The sequence below is a fragment of the Streptomyces sp. NPDC002776 genome (genome assembly GCF_053592195.1).
In genome coordinates this window covers 73506-91133 of record NZ_JBSFVG010000002.1, presented here as the reverse complement: position 1 = coordinate 91133, position 17628 = coordinate 73506, and the positions used below count along the sequence as shown (strand labels likewise).

Annotated in this window: 18 protein-coding genes; 7 read left to right on the top strand and 11 right to left on the bottom strand. The window is 72.0% G+C overall.

The genetic code is table 11. The annotated features are described in order from the left end of the window. Positions 1 to 16 precede the first annotated feature (16 nt). A complete protein-coding gene (locus ACWD11_RS04530) occupies positions 17 to 730 on the top strand; it encodes a DsbA family oxidoreductase (RefSeq protein ID WP_389418779.1) in 714 nt (237 codons plus the stop codon). A gap of 96 nt (positions 731 to 826) precedes the next feature. Next, complete coding sequence (locus ACWD11_RS04525; RefSeq protein WP_451281241.1) at positions 827 to 1879, top strand: aminotransferase class V-fold PLP-dependent enzyme; 1053 nt, start codon at positions 827 to 829, stop codon at positions 1877 to 1879. An 82-nt stretch (positions 1880 to 1961) separates the two neighbouring features. Here the strand turns inward: ACWD11_RS04525 and thpD are convergent, their stop codons facing one another. The 5 genes from thpD to ACWD11_RS04500 all read right to left on the bottom strand — a co-directional run bounded on the left by thpD (position 1962) and on the right by ACWD11_RS04500 (position 6423). Beyond that, a complete protein-coding gene (thpD, locus tag ACWD11_RS04520; RefSeq protein WP_451281855.1) occupies positions 1962 to 2858 on the bottom strand; it encodes an ectoine hydroxylase in 897 nt (298 codons plus the stop codon). A gap of 12 nt (positions 2859 to 2870) precedes the next feature. After that, entirely contained in the window at positions 2871 to 3275 is a 405-nt protein-coding gene (locus ACWD11_RS04515) for an ectoine synthase (protein ID WP_451281239.1), read from the bottom strand. Between the two features lie 19 nt (positions 3276 to 3294). Beyond that, positions 3295 to 4566: a diaminobutyrate--2-oxoglutarate transaminase gene (ectB, locus tag ACWD11_RS04510; protein WP_389418782.1), complete on the bottom strand. Its 1272-nt coding sequence runs from the start codon at positions 4564 to 4566 to the stop codon at positions 3295 to 3297. 29 nt (positions 4567 to 4595) lie between these two features. Next, positions 4596 to 5102 carry a diaminobutyrate acetyltransferase gene (gene ectA, locus ACWD11_RS04505; RefSeq protein ID WP_389418783.1) on the bottom strand — a complete coding sequence of 169 codons (507 nt, stop codon included), beginning with the start codon at positions 5100 to 5102 and terminating at the stop codon, positions 4596 to 4598. A gap of 250 nt (positions 5103 to 5352) precedes the next feature. Next, positions 5353 to 6423: a pyridoxal-phosphate-dependent aminotransferase family protein gene (locus ACWD11_RS04500; RefSeq protein ID WP_451281237.1), complete on the bottom strand. Its 1071-nt coding sequence runs from the start codon at positions 6421 to 6423 to the stop codon at positions 5353 to 5355. 176 nt (positions 6424 to 6599) lie between these two features. On the opposite strand from ACWD11_RS04500, the gene ACWD11_RS04495 reads away from it, so the two are divergent. The 5 genes from ACWD11_RS04495 to ACWD11_RS04475 all read left to right on the top strand — a co-directional run bounded on the left by ACWD11_RS04495 (position 6600) and on the right by ACWD11_RS04475 (position 11233). Beyond that, complete coding sequence (locus ACWD11_RS04495; protein ID WP_389418785.1) at positions 6600 to 7451, top strand: transporter substrate-binding domain-containing protein; 852 nt, start codon at positions 6600 to 6602, stop codon at positions 7449 to 7451. A 4-nt stretch (positions 7452 to 7455) separates the two neighbouring features. Continuing rightward, positions 7456 to 8289: an amino acid ABC transporter permease gene (locus ACWD11_RS04490; protein ID WP_389418786.1), complete on the top strand. Its 834-nt coding sequence runs from the start codon at positions 7456 to 7458 to the stop codon at positions 8287 to 8289. Next, complete coding sequence (locus tag ACWD11_RS04485; protein ID WP_451281234.1) at positions 8286 to 9077, top strand: amino acid ABC transporter ATP-binding protein; 792 nt, start codon at positions 8286 to 8288, stop codon at positions 9075 to 9077. The genes ACWD11_RS04490 and ACWD11_RS04485 overlap by 4 nt, the downstream gene beginning before the upstream one ends. Before the next feature lie 21 nt (positions 9078 to 9098). Further along, the gene (locus tag ACWD11_RS04480) at positions 9099 to 10190 is read left to right on the top strand and encodes an amidohydrolase family protein (protein ID WP_389418788.1); all 1092 of its coding nucleotides are present in this window, start codon (positions 9099 to 9101) and stop codon (positions 10188 to 10190) included. A 155-nt stretch (positions 10191 to 10345) separates the two neighbouring features. After that, positions 10346 to 11233, top strand: a complete 888-nt coding sequence (locus ACWD11_RS04475) for an SCO1860 family LAETG-anchored protein (protein ID WP_389418789.1) — start codon at positions 10346 to 10348, stop codon at positions 11231 to 11233. Positions 11234 to 11242: 9 nt separating this feature from the next. Here the strand turns inward: ACWD11_RS04475 and cobC are convergent, their stop codons facing one another. From cobC to cobM, 6 genes are read right to left on the bottom strand one after another with little or no spacing between them, the layout of a single operon-like run. After that, entirely contained in the window at positions 11243 to 12304 is a 1062-nt protein-coding gene (gene cobC / locus ACWD11_RS04470; RefSeq protein WP_451281231.1) for an Rv2231c family pyridoxal phosphate-dependent protein CobC, read from the bottom strand. Next, positions 12294 to 13214 carry a sirohydrochlorin chelatase gene (locus ACWD11_RS04465; protein WP_451281229.1) on the bottom strand — a complete coding sequence of 307 codons (921 nt, stop codon included), beginning with the start codon at positions 13212 to 13214 and terminating at the stop codon, positions 12294 to 12296. Before ACWD11_RS04465 ends, cobC begins: the two co-directional genes overlap by 11 nt. Further along, positions 13211 to 13798: a precorrin-8X methylmutase gene (locus ACWD11_RS04460; protein ID WP_389418792.1), complete on the bottom strand. Its 588-nt coding sequence runs from the start codon at positions 13796 to 13798 to the stop codon at positions 13211 to 13213. The genes ACWD11_RS04465 and ACWD11_RS04460 overlap by 4 nt, the downstream gene beginning before the upstream one ends. Continuing rightward, positions 13795 to 15468: a precorrin-3B C(17)-methyltransferase gene (gene cobJ / locus ACWD11_RS04455; protein WP_451281227.1), complete on the bottom strand. Its 1674-nt coding sequence runs from the start codon at positions 15466 to 15468 to the stop codon at positions 13795 to 13797. Before cobJ ends, ACWD11_RS04460 begins: the two co-directional genes overlap by 4 nt. After that, positions 15465 to 16697: a precorrin-6y C5,15-methyltransferase (decarboxylating) subunit CbiE gene (cbiE, locus tag ACWD11_RS04450; RefSeq protein WP_389418794.1), complete on the bottom strand. Its 1233-nt coding sequence runs from the start codon at positions 16695 to 16697 to the stop codon at positions 15465 to 15467. The genes cobJ and cbiE overlap by 4 nt, the downstream gene beginning before the upstream one ends. Beyond that, positions 16694 to 17512, bottom strand: coding sequence for a precorrin-4 C(11)-methyltransferase (gene cobM / locus ACWD11_RS04445; protein WP_389418795.1), 819 nt, complete (start codon positions 17510 to 17512; stop codon positions 16694 to 16696). Before cobM ends, cbiE begins: the two co-directional genes overlap by 4 nt. Positions 17513 to 17628 lie beyond the last annotated feature (116 nt).

Genomic DNA, 17628 nt, shown 5'->3' with positions numbered 1-17628 from the left:
GAGAGAGCCGAGAACCATGCGCGTCGAGATCTGGAGCGACATCGCCTGCCCCTGGTGCTACGTGGGCAAGGCCCGCTTCGAGAAGGCGCTCGCGGCCTTCCCGCACCACGACCGGGTCGAGGTCGTGCACCGCTCCTTCGAGCTGGACCCGAACCGCGCCAAGGACGACACCGGCCCGGTGGTCCCGATGCTCGCGAAGAAGTACGGCATCAGCGAGGCGCAGGCCCAGGCCGCGGAGGACAACCTCGGCACCCAGGCCGCCGCCGAGGGTCTCGCCTACCGCACCCGCGGCCGCGACCACGGCAGCACCTTCGACATGCACCGCCTGCTGCACTTCGCCAGGGAACACGGCCGCCAGGGCGAGCTGATCCAGGCCCTGTACGAGGCGAACTTCGCCGAGGAGGACTCCGTCTTCGGCGACGACGAGCGGCTCGTACGGCTGGCCGCCGCCGCCGGTCTCGACGCGGACGGCGCACGCACGGTGCTCGCCGACCCCACCGCCTATGCCGACGACGTCCGCGCCGACGAGCGCGAGGCCGCCCGGCTCGGCGCGACCGGTGTCCCCTTCTTCGTCATCGACCGCACGTACGGCATCTCCGGCGCACAGCCCGCCGAGGTCTTCACCCAGGCCCTCACCCAGGCGTGGGGCGAGCGCTCCCCGCTGACCCTGATCGACCAGGGCGGGGCCGAGGCCTGCGGGCCCGACGGCTGCGCGGTGCCGCAGAGCTGAAAAGCGCAGGTCGGGCCGGACCTATAAGGACCGCTTAGCGAAACCACGTAAATATTCGCAATGGACGGGGAGTTCCAGGGGCCGCAGAGTGGTCCCATGGAGACCTTCGAGAGCCTCGTCCGTGCCGAGTTCGCCCCGGAGCACACCTTCCTCAACACTGCGAGCAACGGCCTCCTGCCGGCCCGCACCGTCACCGCCGTACAGGAGGCCCTGCGGATGCGGGCCGAAGGGCTGCCGATCGGCTCCCTCTACGAGGACGCGGAGCGCGTCCGGGCCGCGTTCGCCCGGCTGGCCGGGGTGCCGGTCGAGCGGGTCGCGATGGGGGCCTCGGTCGCCGAGTACGGCGGGCTGATCGCGGCCTCGCTGCCCGCCGGAGCCGAAGTCCTCACCGCTGAGGCCGACTTCGCCTCCCTGGTGAATCCCTTCCACATGCGCGGCGACCTCAAGGTGCGGGCCGTGCCGCTGGAGCGGATCGCCGAGTCGGTTCGGCCGGGCACCGCGCTCGTCGCGGTCAGCGCGGTCCAGTCCGCCGACGGGCGCCTCGCCGACCTGACCGCGGTACGCGAGGCGGCCGGTACGCACGGCGCCCGGACCTATGTCGACGCCTCCCAGTCCGCGGGCTGGCTGCCCATGGAGGCCGGCTCCTACGACTTCCTCGCCGCCGTCGGCTTCAAGTGGCTGATGGGCCCGCACGGGAACGCCTTCTTCGTCACCCCCGAGGACTTCGGCGGTCTGACCCCGCTGCTCGCGGGCTGGGTCGCGGGCGAGCTGCCCTGGGAGAGCTGCTACGGCCCGGTCCAGGAACTCGCCCACTCCGCACGCCGGTTCGACGTCAGTCCCTCGCTCCTGACCTACGCCGGCCTGGCCGCGTCCCTCTCCCTCATCGAGGAGCTCGGCATCGACGCCGTGCACACCCACGACGTCGCCCTCGCCGACCGCTTCCGCTCCGGCCTCGCCGACCTCGGCCACACCCCGCTCCCGTCCCCGGGCTCGGCGATCGTCTCGGTCCCGCAACTCGGCCACCGCCAGGCGGAGTTGAGCGAGGCGGGCATCGAGGTCTCCAACCGCGCGGGCAACCTGCGCGCCGCCTTCCACCTCTACAACACCCCTACCGACGTGGACCGCCTGCTGACGGCTCTCTCGTCCTGACGGGTGCCACAGGCGACGCGGCCGTCTCCGGAACGTACGGGAGACGGCCGCGTCGACGGCGTGGCGGTGATGCGGGGCGGGACTACTTCACCGGTGTGAAGTCCCGGGCGCCGATGAACTCCGGCCGCCGTACCGGCGCCGCGAACGGCTCGACCGCCTTGTTCTCCACGCTGTTGAACACGATGAAGACGTTGCTGCGCGGGAACGGCGTGATGTTGTCACCCGAACCGTGCATGCAGTTGCAGTCGAACCAGGTCGCCGAACCGGCCCGGCCGGTGAACAGCCGGATGCCGTGCTGGGCGGCCAGCGAGGTCAGCGCCTCGTCCGAGGGCGTGCCCGCGTCCTGCATCTGCAGGGACTTCTTGTAGTTGTCCTTCGGCGTGGCCCCCGCGCAGCCGAGGAACGTCTTGTGCGACCCCGGCATGATCATGAGTCCGCCGTTGGTGTCGTAGTTCTCGGTCAGCGCGATCGAGACGGACACGGTACGCATGTTCGGCAGGCCGTCCTCGGCGTGCCAGGTCTCGAAGTCCGAGTGCCAGTAGAAGCCGCTGGCGCCGAACCCGGGCTTGACGTTGATCCGGGACTGGTGGACGTACACGTCCGAGCCGAGCAGCTGCCGGGCCCGCCCGACGACCCGCTCGTCGCGCACCAGCCGGGCGAACACCTCGCTGATCCTGTGCACCTCGAAGACCGACCGGATCTCCTTGGACTGCGGCTCGATGATCGAGCGTTCGTCGGCGCGGATCTCCGGGTCGGTGACCAGCCGCTCCAGCTCCTGCCGGTAGACGGCGACCTCGTCGTCGGTGATGAGCTGGTCGACGGCGAGGAAGCCGTCGCGCTCGTACGCCTGGAGGTCCGGGTCCGAGATCGGTCCCGGTGTGCCGGGCGGGGACCAGACGACCGGGTCGCGGCGGGGGGTCGTCACCTCGGTGGCGCCTCGGCTCGGGTACAGGTCGGTCATCTCAGTCGTCTCGGTCATCGTCATGATGCGTCACACCTCCTCGTCCTCGGTGAGCAGCGGATACACGCCGTTCTCGTCGTGGTCCTCCCGGCCGGTCACCGGCGGGTTGAAGACACAGAGGCAGCGGAAGTCCTGCTTCACCCGCAGCGTGTGCCTCTCGTGGCCGTCCAGGAGGTACATGGTCCCGGGCGTGATCGAGTGGGTCAGCCCGGACTCGTGATCGGTCAGTTCGGCCTCGCCCTCGACGCAGACGACCGCCTCGATGTGGTTCGCGTACCACATCGACGTCTCCGTCCCCGCGTAGAGGATCGTCTCGTGCAGCGAGAAGCCGACCCGCTCCTTGGCGAGGACGATGCGTTTGCTCTCCCATGTGCCGGACGCGGCCTTCACATGCCGGTCGGTGCCTTCGATGTCCTTGAACGAACGGACGATCACGGTTCTGGACGCCTCCTGATCAGATGGTTTCTCGTACGGACCGGGCGAGGACGCTCAGGCCCTCGTCCAGCTCCTCGGGGGTGATGGTGAGGGCGGGCAGCAGCTTGACGACCTCGCTCTCGGGGCCGGACGTCTCGATGAGCAGCCCGAGTTCGAAGGCGCGCCGCGCGATGCGCTCGGCACGGGCCTTCTCGTGGAACTCCAGGCCCCACACCAGGCCGCGGCCCCGGTACTCCTTCACATCGGCGAGGTTCTCCTCGGTGATGGAGATCAGCGCCTGCTCGACCTGCTCACCGCGGGTCCGGGTCTGCTTCTCCATCGCCGAGCCGTCGGCCCAGTAGGTCTCCAGGGCGGCGGTGGCGGTGACGAAGGCGGGGTTGTTGCCGCGGAAGGTGCCGTTGTGCTCGCCCGGCTCCCAGATGTCCAGCTCCGGCTTGAACAGGCAGAGCGACATGGGCAGTCCGTAGCCGCTGATGGACTTGGACACGGTGACGATGTCCGGGGTGATGCCCGCCTCCTCGAAGGAGAAGAAGGCACCGGTACGGCCGCATCCCATCTGGATGTCGTCCACGATCAGCAGCATGTCCTGGCGCTCGCACAGCCCGGCGAGCGCGCGCAGCCACTCCGCGCGGGCGACGTTGATGCCGCCCTCGCCCTGCACGGTCTCCACGATCACCGCGGCCGGCTTGTTGAGCCCGGAGCCCTGGTCCTCCAGCAGCCGCTCGAACCACAGGAAGTCGGGGACCTGGCCGTCGAAGTAGTTGTCGAACGGCATGGGCGTGCCGTGCACCAGCGGGACACCGGCGCCGGCCCGCTTGAAGGCGTTGCCGGTGACGGCGAGCGAGCCCAGCGACATGCCGTGGAAGGCGTTGGTGAACGAGACGATGGCCTCGCGCCCCTTCACCTTCCGCGCCAGCTTCAGCGCGGACTCCACGGCGTTGGTGCCCGTCGGCCCCGGGAACATGACCTTGTACGGCAGATCGCGCGGCCGCAGCACCAGGTCCTGGAAGGTCTGCAGGAAGGCCCGCTTGGCGGTGGTCGACATGTCGAGCCCGTGCGTGACGCCGTCGCGCTCCAGGTAGTCGAGCAGCGCCCGTTTCAGGACCGGGTTGTTGTGCCCGTAGTTCAGTGATCCGGCGCCGGCGAAGAAGTCCAGGTACTCGTGGCCGTCCTCGTCGTACATACGGCTGCCGCGCGCACGGTCGAAGACGGTGGGCCAGCCTCGGCAGTAGCTGCGCACCTCGGACTCCAGGGTCTGGAAGACGCTGAGGTCGGGCTGGGTGATGGTCACGACGAATCGCTCCTCGATGCGTGGGGGGTTCAGTGGGGGAGGGGACCGATGCGGTACAGGACTTCCGGGTCGTGCGGCCCGTCGGGGAACAGGCCCGTCTCGAACAGCACCTCGCGCTCCAGTGCGGCGCCGTGCCGTTCGGCGAACGAGGTGAACAGCCGCTCGGAGGCGGTGTTGCCGGGTGTGATGGTGGTCTCGACGCGGGTGACGCCGTACTCGCCGCCGACCCGGGCGACCAGACCGTCGAGCAGGGCGGCGGCGAGACCGCGTCCGCGGTACGCGTCGTCCACCGCCACCTGCCAGACGAGCAGGGTGTGCGGACGGTCCGGCCGTACGTAGCCGGTGACGAAGCCGACCGGCTGCCCGTGCTCGTCGCGGGCGACCGCCGAGGTGCCGGCGAAGTCGCGGCACCACAGCAGATAGCTGTAGGACGAGTTCAGGTCGAGGGCTTTGGAGTCCCGGGCGATCCGCCACAGCGCGGCGCCGTCGGCCACCGTCGGCCGGTCGATTTGCAGGTCTGCTTGTGCGGCAGTCATGCGAATTGAACTTACCGATGGCAATTGAAAAATGCATGGCCGTGCGGGGTTCCATGGCGTGGCCGGATATGTTATCCGCGCGAGGAGGGAAACACCCGATTTGCCCGAGAGAAAAACCGCAAAAGGGACGCGATGTGTAACGCGTCACAACCGTTTAACCTGCACGAAATCTTTGCGTTTAGCTCAAAAAAAACAGGGCAGAAGAGAACGGTAAGCTGCCCGTGAAAAAGAATTCAGAATTACCTTGAATTCAGCATTCGGTAACTCGGTGGATGTCCTCGTGCGTCATTGCGGCCTCCAGCGCCGCCAGGCACCGCCGTACCGTTTCCGGGGTCGCGTCCGTGCCGTAGTGGCTCACCCGGATCATCTCCTTGGCCAGCGCGCCCCCGCCCGCGGCGAGCGGCAGCGTGGGGTCCAGGCTCAGGGCCCTGGCCACCACCCCCGAGGCGTCCACCCCGGACGGGGTCCGCAGGGTCGTCGCGACCGGCGCCGCCTCCGCCGCCCGGTGCACGTACGGCTCCAGCCCGCCGCCCAGGGCGACCGCACCCGCACGGGTCGCCGCCGCGGCCGCCGCGTGCCGGGCCATCACCGTGTCCAGGCCCTCCGCCTCGATGCGCTCCACGCACGCGTCCAGCGCCAGCATCTCCAGCTGGGCCGGGGCGTGCAGCAGGGCGCGGCGGCCGCCGTCGATCCACCTCTCCTTCCAGTCCAGCAAGGAGAGGTACGAGCGGCGCGGGGCCTGGGCGTTCGCGGCCATCCGCGCCCACGCCCGCTCGCTCACCGACACCGCCGACACTCCCGCCGGGCCGCCCATCGCCTTCTGCGCCCCGATCACGCACAGGTCGACGCCCCACGCGTCCGGCAGCACCGGTTCCGCGCCGATCGACGCCACCGCGTCCAGGTAGAACAGGGCGCCGTGCGCGCGGACGACCTCCCCGATCTCCGCCACCGGGTTGGTGTTGCCCGTCGCCGCCTCCGCGTGGACCAGGGAGACGAAGTCGATCTCCGGGTGCTCGGTGAAGGCCTCGGAGATCTGCGCGGCCGTGACCGCCGTGTGGAAGGGCACCGCCAGATCGATCACCGTGGCGCCGCAGTCCCGCAGCCAGTCGCCGAAGGTCTGCCCGTAGGGGCCGGTGATCACGTTGAGGGCGGTCGTGCCGGGGCCCGCGGCGCCGCGGATCGCGCCCTCCAGCGGGAGCAGCGCCTCGCCCTGCATGATCACGACGTCCTGCCGGGTGTCCAGCAGCCGCGCCACCCGGTCCTCGATCGAGGCGAACTGCGCTGCGCTCAGCGGGGCGAGATCCAGGAAGGGGTGGGTCACGGCGGTGCTCTCTTCTCGGTCATGAGGGTCGACGGAGTCGAGCGTAGTGCCCGACCCGAGGGGCCTCTGCTCCCGACTTCTTAGGCCGAACGCCCCGGCAGCCATGGGTTTGTTTTGAGGGACTCAAACTTCTCCTTATAATCGGAACGCACAGTTCCCGTACAGGAGGCTCCCCCGTGAAGACGACCTTCGGGCGCCGGACCCGCATTCTGGCCGCCACCACCGCGACGGCCGGGCTGGTGCTCGTGGCCGGCTGCTCCTCGGACGACGACGGCGGCAGCGGCACCAAGACCGCCGCCGGCGGTGTCGAGCTCGTCAAGGCGGGCCGGCTCACCACCTGCACCCACCTGCCCTACCCGCCCTTCCAGTCGGAGATCGACGGCAAGGTGCAGGGCTTCGACGTCTCGCTCATCGACCTGGTCGCGGACGACCTGGGCGTCAAGCAGGCGATCGTCGACCAGCCCTTCGAGAACTTCAAGACCGGTGGGTCCCTCAACGCCGGCCAGTGCGACCTCGCCGCCGCCGGCATGACCATCACCGAGGAGCGCAAGAAGAACGTCGACTTCTCGGACCCGTACTTCGAGGCCACCCAGGCCGTCCTCGCCGACAAGGACAGCGGCGTCGCGTCCTTCGCGGACCTCAAGGGCAAGAAGGTCGGCGCCCAGGCGCAGACCACGGGTGAGGACTACGCCAAGAGCCAGGGCCTGGACCCGGTCTCCTTCGAGTCCTCCGACGCCGTCCTCAACGGCCTGCGCACCGGCCAGGTCGACGCCGTCGTCATCGACTACCCGGTCGTGCAGGGCTGGCTGAAGGACAAGGCCAACGCCGACGCCTTCGAGGTCGCCGAGCAGATCAACACCGGTGAGCAGTACGGCTTCACGGTGAAGAAGGGCAACGCCGAGCTCCTCGCCGCGATCAACAAGGCGCTCGCCGACGCCAAGGCCGACGGCGCGTACAAGGAGATCTACGAGAAGTGGATCGGCCCGTACGACGAGTCCGCCGCCTCGCCGTCCGCGTCGGCGTCCTGACCCCATGGCCGATTCGGACGTACAGCTGCAGCCCAAGAAAACGGGACTGACCCGGCGTCAGAAGCGCAAGCTGTCCCAGGGCATCCAGTACCTCGTCTTCGTCGCGGCCGTGATCGCCTTCGCGCTCGCGGCCGACTGGGACCGTCTGCAGAACCAGTTCGCGCAGGCGGACATCGCCGAGCAGATGTTCCCGGAGATCATCACGCTGGCGCTGAAGAACACCGTGCTGTACACCCTGTCCGGCTTCGCCTTCGGACTGGTCCTCGGCATGGTGATCGCGCTGATGCGGCTGTCGTCCGTGGGCCCGTACCGCTGGTTCGCCGGGGTGTACATCGAGATCTTCCGGGGCCTGCCCGCCCTGCTGATCTTCATCTTCATCGGGGTGGCCGTGCCGCTGGCCTTCCCGGGCACGGAGATCCCCGGCGGCACCTACGGCAAGGTCGCGCTCGCGCTCGGCCTGGTCGCGGCCGCCTACATGGCCGAGACGATCCGCGCGGGCATCCAGGCGGTGCCCAAGGGGCAGCTGGAGGCGGCCCGTTCGCTGGGCTTCTCGCCCGCCCGCGCGATGGTCTCGATCGTCCTCCCGCAGGCGTTCCGGATCATCCTGCCGCCGCTGACCAACGAGCTGGTGCTGCTCTTCAAGGACTCCTCGCTGGTGCTGTTCCTCGGTGTCACCCTGGAGGAGCGCGAGCTGTCCAAGTACGGCCGTGACCTGGCCAGCACCACCGCCAACTCCACGCCGATCCTGGTCGCGGGCCTGTGCTACCTGCTGGTCACGATCCCGCTCGGCTTCGTCGTGCGCCGCATGGAGGCCAAGGCCCAGGAGGCCGTGAAGTGAGTCGTCCCGAGATCCGCGTCAAGGGCCTGCACAAGTCCTTCGGCGACAACGAGGTGCTGCGCGGCATCGACCTGGAGATCCGGCAGGGCGAGGTCGTCTGTGTCATCGGCCCGTCCGGCTCCGGCAAGTCGACGCTGCTGCGGTGCGTCAACCTGCTGGAGGAGCCGACCCGGGGCCAGGTCTTCGTCGGCGGTACCGAACTCACCGACCCGGACGTGGACATCGACGCCGTCCGCCGCCGTATCGGCATGGTCTTCCAGCAGTTCAACCTCTTCCCGCATCTGACGGTGACCGAGAACCTCACGCTGCCGCAGCGCCGGGTGCTCCGGCGCGGCAAGGCGCAGGCTGCCGAGGTCGCCGCCGAGAACCTGGCGCGGGTCGGCCTCGCGGAGAAGGCGGACGCCTACCCGTCCTCCCTCTCCGGCGGCCAGCAGCAGCGGGTGGCCATCGCCCGTTCGCTGGCCATGGGCCCCGAGGTGATGCTCTTCGACGAGCCGACCTCGGCGCTCGACCCGGAGCTGGTCGGCGATGTCCTGGCGGTCATGCGCATGCTGGCCGACGAGGGCATGACGATGATGGTCGTCACCCACGAGATGACCTTCGCCCGCGAGGTCGCCGACCGGGTCGTCTTCATGGACGGCGGAGTGATCGTCGAGGACGGCACCCCCGCCCAGGTCATCGGCAGCCCCCGCCACGAACGCACCCGCCACTTCCTGTCCCGCCTGCTCGACCCGGCGATGGCCGAGGTGGAGGAGGAGAACTCGGACCAGGTGGGCACGTCCGAGTAGCGGCTGACTAATGTGCGGTGCATGAGCGATCACGCGGTGCTGCACGTGCGAGGCCGGGTCCTGGCCGGGCCCGACGACGTCCGGGACGAGCTGTGGGTCATCGACGGCCGGATCTCCTACGACCGCCCCACGGCCGCCCAGGACATCCGTACCGTCGACGGCTGGGCCCTGCCCGGCCTCGTCGACGCGCACTGCCACGTCGGGCTCGGCGCGCACGGCCCGGTGGACCGGGACACCGCCGAGCAGCAGGCGCTGACCGACCGCGGGACCGGCACCCTGCTCATCCGGGACGCGGGCTCCCCCTCCGACACCCGCTGGACCGACGACCGCGAGGACCTCCCGAAGATCATCCGGGCGGGCCGGCACATCGCCCGTACCCGCCGCTACATCCGCGGCTACGCCCACGAGATCGAGCCGCACGACCTGGTCGCCCACGTCGCCCGGGAGGCCCGCCGCGGCGACGGCTGGGTGAAGCTGGTCGGCGACTGGATCGACCGCGACCTCGGCGACCTCGCCCCCAGCTGGCCGCGCGAGGCGGCCGAGGCGGCCATCGCCGAGGCCCACCGCCTCGGCGCCCGCGTCACCGCGCACTGCTTCGCCGAGAACTCCCTGCGGGACCTGGTGGAGGCGGGCATCGACTGCGTCGAGCATGCCACCGGGCTGACCGACGAGCTGATCCCGCTCTTCGCCGAGCGCGGCGTCGCCATCGTGCCGACCCTGGTCAACATCGCGACCTTCCCCAAGCTCGCCGACGGCGGCGAAGCCAAGTTCCCCCGCTGGTCGGCCCATATGCGCCGACTCCACGAACGCCGCTACGACACCGTCCGCGGCGCCTACGACGCCGGCATCCCCGTCTTCGTCGGCACCGACGCCGGGGGCACCCTGCCGCACGGCCTGGTCGCCGCCGAGGTCGAGGAACTGGTCACCGCCGGCATCCCGCCCCTCCAGGCGCTCTCGGCGGCCACATGGGGCGCACGGCGCTGGCTCGGACGCCCCGGCCTCGACGAAGGAGCGCCGGCGGACCTGGTGGTGTACGAGACGGACCCGAGGGCCGATGTACGGGTGCTGGCCGCGCCGCGGCGGATCGTGCTGAACGGCCGGGTCGTGGGATGACCGGGTGACGGTGGTGAACGTGCGTGCCCAGGGATTCGAAGATGTGCACGGAGCACTCACGTTGGAGTGAACCCTCGCCGGCTTGCTGACGGCCACCCGTGCGCGCGCCCATCCTTACGGGGTCCCAAGCATGTCTCTCTGGGGGTCCCACCACCTTGAACGGCAACAACTTCCGCATGCCCGCACGCCGTTTCGCAACCGTCGCGGCGGCCACGGCCCTCGCCGCCGGACCAGCGGCACTGGCCGGCGCGGGCTCCGCGCACGCGACCGGCGACCAGGGCCGGGCGAGCGCCGTCGTGCTGCGCACCGGGCTCGACGTGTCCCTGCTCAACAAGACCGTGAACATCCCGCTCGCGGTCTCCCTCAACGAGGTCCAGGCACCGCACAGCGACGAACGGACCACGCTCACCGCCCGGTTGGACGGCGTGAACGGCGGACAGCCGTTCAGCGTGCTGCGCGCCGACGTGGCCTCGGCGAAGGCCACGGTCACCGACACCAAGGCCGAGGGCCGCACCCACCTCGCGCAGGCCAGGATCCACGTCCCGGGGCTGCCCCTGCTCTCCCTGATCGAACTGGAGGGCGTCACTTCCGAGGCGACCTGCGAGGCCGGGAAGGCTCCGGCGGCGACCTCCAACCTGCTCGGCGCGGTGACCGTCCTCGGCAAGAAGGTCACCGTGACCACCGGCGGCACCACCGACGTCCAGGTGCCCGGCGTCGGCGAGGTCCGCCTGGACCTGTCCAGGACGCAGACGACCTCCCGTACGGCCGCCGCCACCGCCCTCGAACTCACCGTGTCCGTCAACCCGTTGAAGCTGAACGTGGCCGAGGTGACCGGCACGGTCACCCTGGCGAAGGCCACCTGTGAGACACCCGCGGTCCGCAGCGAGGCACCCGGGATCGAACCGCAGGGCGCCCCGGTCGAGGAGGCGGGCCTCGCCGAGACCGGCGGCAACTCCATGACCCCGTACCTCGCGGGCGGCGCGCTCGTCCTGCTCACCGCGGGCGGGGGAGCGGTGGCCCTGTCCCGCCGCGGCAAGGGCTGAACCGCACCTTCACCCCTGTGTGGGCACCAGAGCCCGCTCCAGCGCCCGGAGGAAGGAGTCCGCCGTCGCCCGGTCCCGCACCGCCAGGCGCAGCCACTCCTCGTCCAGGCCCGGGAAGGTGTCCCCGCGGCGCACCGCGAAGCCCAGCTCGCGCAGCCCTCCTCGTACGGCCGCCGCCCCCGGCAGCCGTACGAGGACGAAGGGGCCCTCCGCCGGTTCCGTCAGGCGAAGGCCCGCGGAGGTGAACTCCCGCAGGCCCGCGACGAGATGGGCCCGGTCGGCGGTGATGCGGTGGGCGGCGTGGGCCGCCTCGGCCAGGGCCCGCGGCTCCACGCACGCCTCCGCCGCGGCCAGCGCCGGGGTGGACACCGGCCACAGCGGCTGCGCCCGCTCCAGTTCCGCGATCGTCTCCGGGGCGGCGAGGACGTAGCCGATGCGCAGCCCGGCCAGGCCCCAGGTCTTGGTCAAGCTGCGCAGGACGACCAGACCCGGCACGTCCGTACGTCCGGCGAGCGCCTCCCGCTCGCCCGGGACCGCGTCCATGAACGCCTCGTCCACGACCAACGTCCGCCCCGGGCGGGCCAGTTCGGCGAGGGACGAGGCCGGGTGCAGCACCGATGTCGGGTTCGTCGGATTGCCGACGACCACCAGGTCGGCGTCCCCGGGGACGGCCGCCGGGTCGAGCCGGAAGCCGTCCTCCGCCCGCAGCAGCACCCGGTCCACCGTGTGCCCGGCATCCCGCAGCGCCGCCTCCGGCTCGGTGAACTGCGGATGCACCACCACCGGCCGGCGGACCTTCAGGGCGCGCGCCAGCAGCACGAACGCCTCGGCGGCGCCCGCCGTCAGCAGCACCCGCTCCACCGGCAGCCCGTGCCGCGCCGCCACCGCCGCCCGCGCGGCCCGCCCGTCCGGGTAGGCCGCCAGCGAGCCGAGCGAGCCGGCGATCCGCTCCCGCAGCCAGGGCGGCGGGGTGTCGGCGCGGACGTTCACCGCCAGGTCGACCAGCGCCGAGCCGTCGTCCCGGACCTCGGCGTCCCCGTGGTGCCGCAGATCGTGGCCCTCAGTGCGCATGGGAGTGGGCCCCGTGGTGGTGGCCGTGATGGTGGTGGTGGCCGTCGTCGTCCGGGTGGAAGTGCGGCTGCTGCGGCAGCCCCACCTTGTCCTCGAACCCGGGCAGCGCGATCCGGTACACGCAGGAGTCGCAGTTCATCCGCAGATCACCCTTGACGGCCTCCGCGTACCGCTCCATGACCAGATCCAGCAGCTCCGGCTCCGGGCCGATCACCTCGGCCGAGCGCACCTCGACCTCCGGGTGCGCGGCCGCCCACCCCTCGGTCTGCTGCTTCACCCGGTCCGGCAGGATCCCGGTGAACAGGAAGTACGGCAGCACCACGATCCGCCGCGCGCCGAGCTTCGCGCACCGGTCCAGGCCGCTCGGCACGTCCGGCGCCGCCAGCGACACGAACGCCGTCTCCACGCCCGCGTACCCGCGCCCCTCCCACAGCAGCCGGGCCGCCTTCAGCACCTCGGCGTTGGCGTCCGGGTCCGTCGACCCGCGCCCCACCAGCAGCACCGTGACGTCCTTCCGGCCTTGCGGATCGCGCCCGCCGAGCGCTTCGTCGAGCCGCCGCTCCAGCACGTTCAGCAGCGCGGGGTGCGGGCCGAGCGGGCGGCCGTAGGTGTAGGAGATGCCGGGGTGGCGCTCCTTCTCGCGGGCCAGCGCCGCCGGGATGTCGCCCTTGGCGTGCCCGGCGGAAACCAGCATCAGCGGCACCGCGGCGAACCGGCGCACGCCCCGCTCCACCAGCTCGGCGACGGCGTCGCCCAGCGGCGGCGGGGACAGCTCGATGAAACCGCCCGCGACGGGCAGTTCGGGGTGGCGGCGGCCCAGCTCCCGTACGAAGTCGCGGAACGCCTCGGCCCCGGCATCGTCCCGGGTGCCATGGCCGGCGATGAGCAGCGCGGGCGGGGGGGTGGTCACGGTTTCTCCTCGGGTGAAGTGGGGTGGTACAGCAGGGCGTTCAGCGCCGCGGACGCGACGGCCGAACCGCCCTTCTCGGACACGTTGCTGACCGCGGGCAGCCCGCTCTCGCGCAACGCGGCCTTGGACTCGACAGCGCCGACGAAACCGACGGGCAGGCCGATGACGAGTGCGGGGGCGGCGTCCAGGGTCAGCAGCTCCTCCAGGGCGGTCGGCGCGTTGCCGATCACCCAGAGGGCGCCGGGCCCGACCTGCTCGTACGCCAGCCGGATGCCGTGGGCCGAACGGGTCAGACCCGGCCCGGCCACCCCGTCCCTGAGCCGGCACACGGTCTCGCGCCGGGTGATCCCGGCCCCGACCATCTCCACGTCCACGACCACGGGCGCACCCGCGTGCAGCGCGGCATGGGCCCGCGCGAGGTGGGCCTCGTCCATGACGAGGTCGGCCGCGTACTCCAGGTCGGCCGCGGAGTGGATGACCCGTTCCACGACCGCCCGGGTCAGCGGCGGGAAGTGCGAGGTGTCCAGCCGGGCGCGCAGCCGCCGGTAGGACTCCTCCTCGATCGGATGGACGACTCGGTTCACTTCGGGTCCTCCTGCGCGGCCTGCCAGCGGTAGCCGCGCGGCGTCACCATGCGCCCCGCGATGGTCCGGGTCGCGGTGTTGCCCACGGTCACCACCGTCATCATGTCGACCGTCGCCGGGTCCAGTTCCCCGAGCGTGGTCACCCGGGCCGCCTCGTCGGGGCGGGAGGCGTTGCGCACGACACCGACGGGCGTCGTCGGCTCCCGGTGCCCGGCGAGGATCGCCAGCGCCTTCGGCAGCTGCCAGTCCCGGCCGCGCGAGCGGGGGTTGTAGAAGGTGACCACGAGGTCCGACTCGGCCGCCGCCCGCACCCGCCGCTCGATGATCTCCCACGGTGTGTGCAGGTCGGACAGGCTGATCGAGACATGGTCGTGGCCGAGCGGAGCCCCGAGGATCGCCCCGGCCGCCAGCGCGGCGGTGACCCCGGGCACGCCGATCACCTCGATGTCGTCGCTCGCCTCCGCCAGCGCGGGCGAGGCCATGGCGTACACCCCGGCGTCCCCGCTGCCGATCAGCGCGACGGCATGCCCCTGCCGGGCCTCGGCCACCGCCGTCCGGGCCCGCTCCTCCTCGGCCCCGAGCCCCGACTCCAGCACCCGGGTGCCGGGGCGGAGCAGATCGCGGATCTGGTCGACGTACTGGTCGAGCCCGACGAGCACTGCGGCGCGCCGCAGTTCGGCCTTCGCGCGCGGGGTGAGCAGGTCCCGGGCGCCGGGTCCGAGCCCGACGACCGCGAGCCGGCCGCGCGCGGGACGCCGTACGACCGCACAGGTCGCCATCGCCGACTTCCGCTTGGGCACGAGGAGTTCACCGCCCTCCCGCAGCGCCGACGCCTCGGCGACGGACGGCGTGCCCACGGCGGCCAAGGGGGCGGCCGAGGGGTTGGGGACCTCGACGGCCGCCAGTTCCGACGCCGGGTAGGTGACCAGCGGGACGCCGAGCCGCTCGGCCGCCGCGACGATGCCGGGCTCCCCGGCCTTGGCGTCCACGGTGGCGAGCCGGGCCACCGAATGGACCGACAGGCCCTCCAGCGAGCCGTGGATCAGCTCCAGGATCTCCTCCACCGGTGCCCCCTTCGAGGCGCCGACGCCGACGACGAGGGACGGCGGGCGCAGGACGACCTCGCGCTCGGCGGGGTCGACGGCACGGTCGGTCACCCGGACCGTGTACGCGCCCTCGCCGGAGACCTTCAGCGCGGGCAGCGGCCACGCCGACTCCGCCTTCAGGGCGACCGGTTCACCGTCCAGCAGGGCCCGCGAGACCGCGGCGACATCGCCCTCCACCGGGAAGCCGAGCGTGTCGAGACCGGGCAGACCGACGGCATCGGTCGCCGTCGTCACCACCGGCCGCGCCCCCAGCACCGCGGCGACCTCGCCGGCGAGGTCATTGGCGCCGCCCCCGTGGCCGCCGACCAGCGACACGGCGAACCGCCTGCCCTCGTCGACGCAGACCACGCCCGGGTCGGTCCTTTTGTCGCCGAGCAGCGGCGCGACCAGACGCACCACCGCCCCGGTGGCCAGGAAGCACACGAGCTGCTCGCACTCCGCGAACGCGGCCCGTACGGCGTCCGCCACGGGACCCTCGTACACGCGCGTCCGGTCCGGCCAGGCCGCGGCCAGCCGGTCCCGCGCAGCCGCCCCCGCCGCGGTGGCGGAAATGAGGCCGATCACTGAGCAACTCCTTCACGAGAAAGGGGCGTTCGCACACCCCAGAGCAGAAATACGGGATTGGTCGCCGCCAGCCGGGACACGTCCCCCGGCAGCGGCGCGAGCCGCGAGGACTGCAGCAGCACCCCGTCGCAGTCGAACCCCGCCCCGGTCAGCGCCGCCCGCACGGCCGGCACCCGGTCCAGCGCCGCCATGGCGACCACCACGGCCCGCCGGGCCCGCCGGGCACAGGCGGTCACAATGGCGGGCAGCTCCCGCCCCCCGCCCCCGATGAACACGGCGTCCGGATCGTCGAGATCGGACAGCACCGTCGGCGCGGCCCCGTGCACGGCCCGTACGTCGACCCCGTGCGCGGCCGCGTTGGCGCGGATCCGCTCGATGCCGTCCCGGGTCTTCTCCACCGCGGTGACGGCGGCGCCGAGCCGCGCGCACTCCACGGCCACCGAACCCGAGCCCGCGCCGACGTCCCAGACCAGATCGCCGAGCCGGGGCCCGAGCCTGGCCAGCGCCAGCGCCCGCACCTCGAACTTGGTGATCATGGAGTCCCGGTGGGTGAACTCCGTCTCGTCCAGCGCCCATCCGGCGGGCCCGACAGGCGGACCGGCGACCGTCCGCACCGGTCCCAGCAGCCGCGTCTCGTCCAGGCACAGGACGACACTCACCGCCGTACCCCAGTCGCGGGCCGCGGCCTCGGCCGGCGTGACCCGCTCGACGCGCTCCTCGGCGGTGCCCAGCGCCGAGGCGACGAGCAGGACCCGCGCCTCGCACCTGAGGGCCGCGCCCAGTTCGGCGGGGCCGGAACCGGGACCCGTCAGCACGGCCACCTTCGGCCGCGCCCGGCACACGTTGACGGCCGTCCGCAGCTCCCGCCCGTGCGCGCTGACCACGACGGCGTCGTCCCAGGGCACCCCGGCCCGCGCGAACGCCGCGGCCACGGACGAGACACCGGGCCGCACCTCCAGCGCACCGGACCCGAACCGCTCGGCCAGCACCCGCACGATCCCGAAGAACCCCGGGTCGCCGGAGGCCAGCACGACCACCCGGTCCGACTTCTCCAGATGCCGCTCGATGACGTCCAGCGCCGGTGCCAGCGGACCGAGGACGACCCGCTCGGCATCGGCGGGGACGGCGGCGGCATCGAGGTGCCGCCGCCCGCCGACGACGAGCCGCGCCCCGGCCAGCACCTCGGCGGGAACCGGCGCCCCCGTCCCCGTACCGACGACCGTGATCACGTACTCGCCCCCCGCTCGCGCAGCGCACGACGGGCCTCCGGGTCCGCCTTGCGGAAGCCGTGGAAGTGACCGGGGTGGTAGAGGTGCGAGCGGGTGCCGTGCGCGGAGAGCGCCGGGCCGACCAGGAAGAGGGTGTGCTTCCAGAGCTTGTGCTCCTTCACGGTCTCCTCCAGCGTGCCCACCGTGCACCGCACGATCAGCTCCTCCGGCCAGGTGGCCTGGTAGGCGACCACGACCGGGGTCTCGGTCGGATAGCCGCCCTCCAGCAGCTCCCGCACCAGCTGCCCGCTGCGGGCCGCGGACAGGAAGATCGCCATAGTGGTGCCGTGCTTGGCGAACTCCCGCACCTCCTCACCGGGCGGCATCGGCGTCTTGCCGCCGCCGAGCCGGGTCAGCACGACGGACTGCGCCACCTCCGGAATGGTCAGCTCGCGCTGGGCGAGCGCGGCGACCGCGGAGAAGGCGGAGACACCGGGAATCACCTCGGTCGCGATCCCGATCCGGGCACACCGGTCGAGCTGCTCCTGCGTACCGCCCCACAGGGCGGGGTCCCCGGAGTGGATCCGGGCGACCCGCAGCCCTTCGTCCCGGGCCCGCTCGTACACCGTGACGACGTCCTCCAGGGACATGGCCGCCGAGTCGAGGATCTCCGCGTCCGCACGCGCGTGCTGCAGGACCTCCGCCTGGACCAGGCTGGCGGCCCAGATCACCACGTCGGCCTCGGCGATGGCACGCGCGGCACGGAACGTCAGCAGATCGGCGGCGCCGGGGCCGGCACCGACGAAGGTCACCTTGCCGGCGGGGGCATCGGCCATGGGGATCGGTCCTCTCGGGTTTGCGGGGGAAGCGGTGGGGATGGGACGGGCCGGAAAAGTCAGTGGGCAAGCGGGCGTCGGACCCGCACGGACGCGTGCCGATCGGATAGCAAGGC

Bases quoted from the DNA above. Each gene is read 5' to 3' on its own strand.
- ACWD11_RS04530 (WP_389418779.1), top strand. From the start codon at position 17: ATGCGCGTCGAGATCTGGAGCGACATCGCCTGCCCCTGGTGCTACGTG.
- ACWD11_RS04525 (WP_451281241.1), top strand. From the start codon at position 827: ATGGAGACCTTCGAGAGCCTCGTCCGTGCCGAGTTCGCCCCGGAGCAC.
- thpD (WP_451281855.1), bottom strand. From the start codon at position 2,858: ATGACCGAGACGACTGAGATGACCGACCTGTACCCGAGCCGAGGCGCC.
- ectA (WP_389418783.1), bottom strand. From the start codon at position 5,102: ATGACTGCCGCACAAGCAGACCTGCAAATCGACCGGCCGACGGTGGCC.
- ACWD11_RS04490 (WP_389418786.1), top strand. From the start codon at position 7,456: ATGGCCGATTCGGACGTACAGCTGCAGCCCAAGAAAACGGGACTGACC.
- ACWD11_RS04480 (WP_389418788.1), top strand. From the start codon at position 9,099: ATGAGCGATCACGCGGTGCTGCACGTGCGAGGCCGGGTCCTGGCCGGG.
- cobC (WP_451281231.1), bottom strand. From the start codon at position 12,304: ATGCGCACTGAGGGCCACGATCTGCGGCACCACGGGGACGCCGAGGTC.
- cobM (WP_389418795.1), bottom strand. From the start codon at position 17,512: ATGGCCGATGCCCCCGCCGGCAAGGTGACCTTCGTCGGTGCCGGCCCC.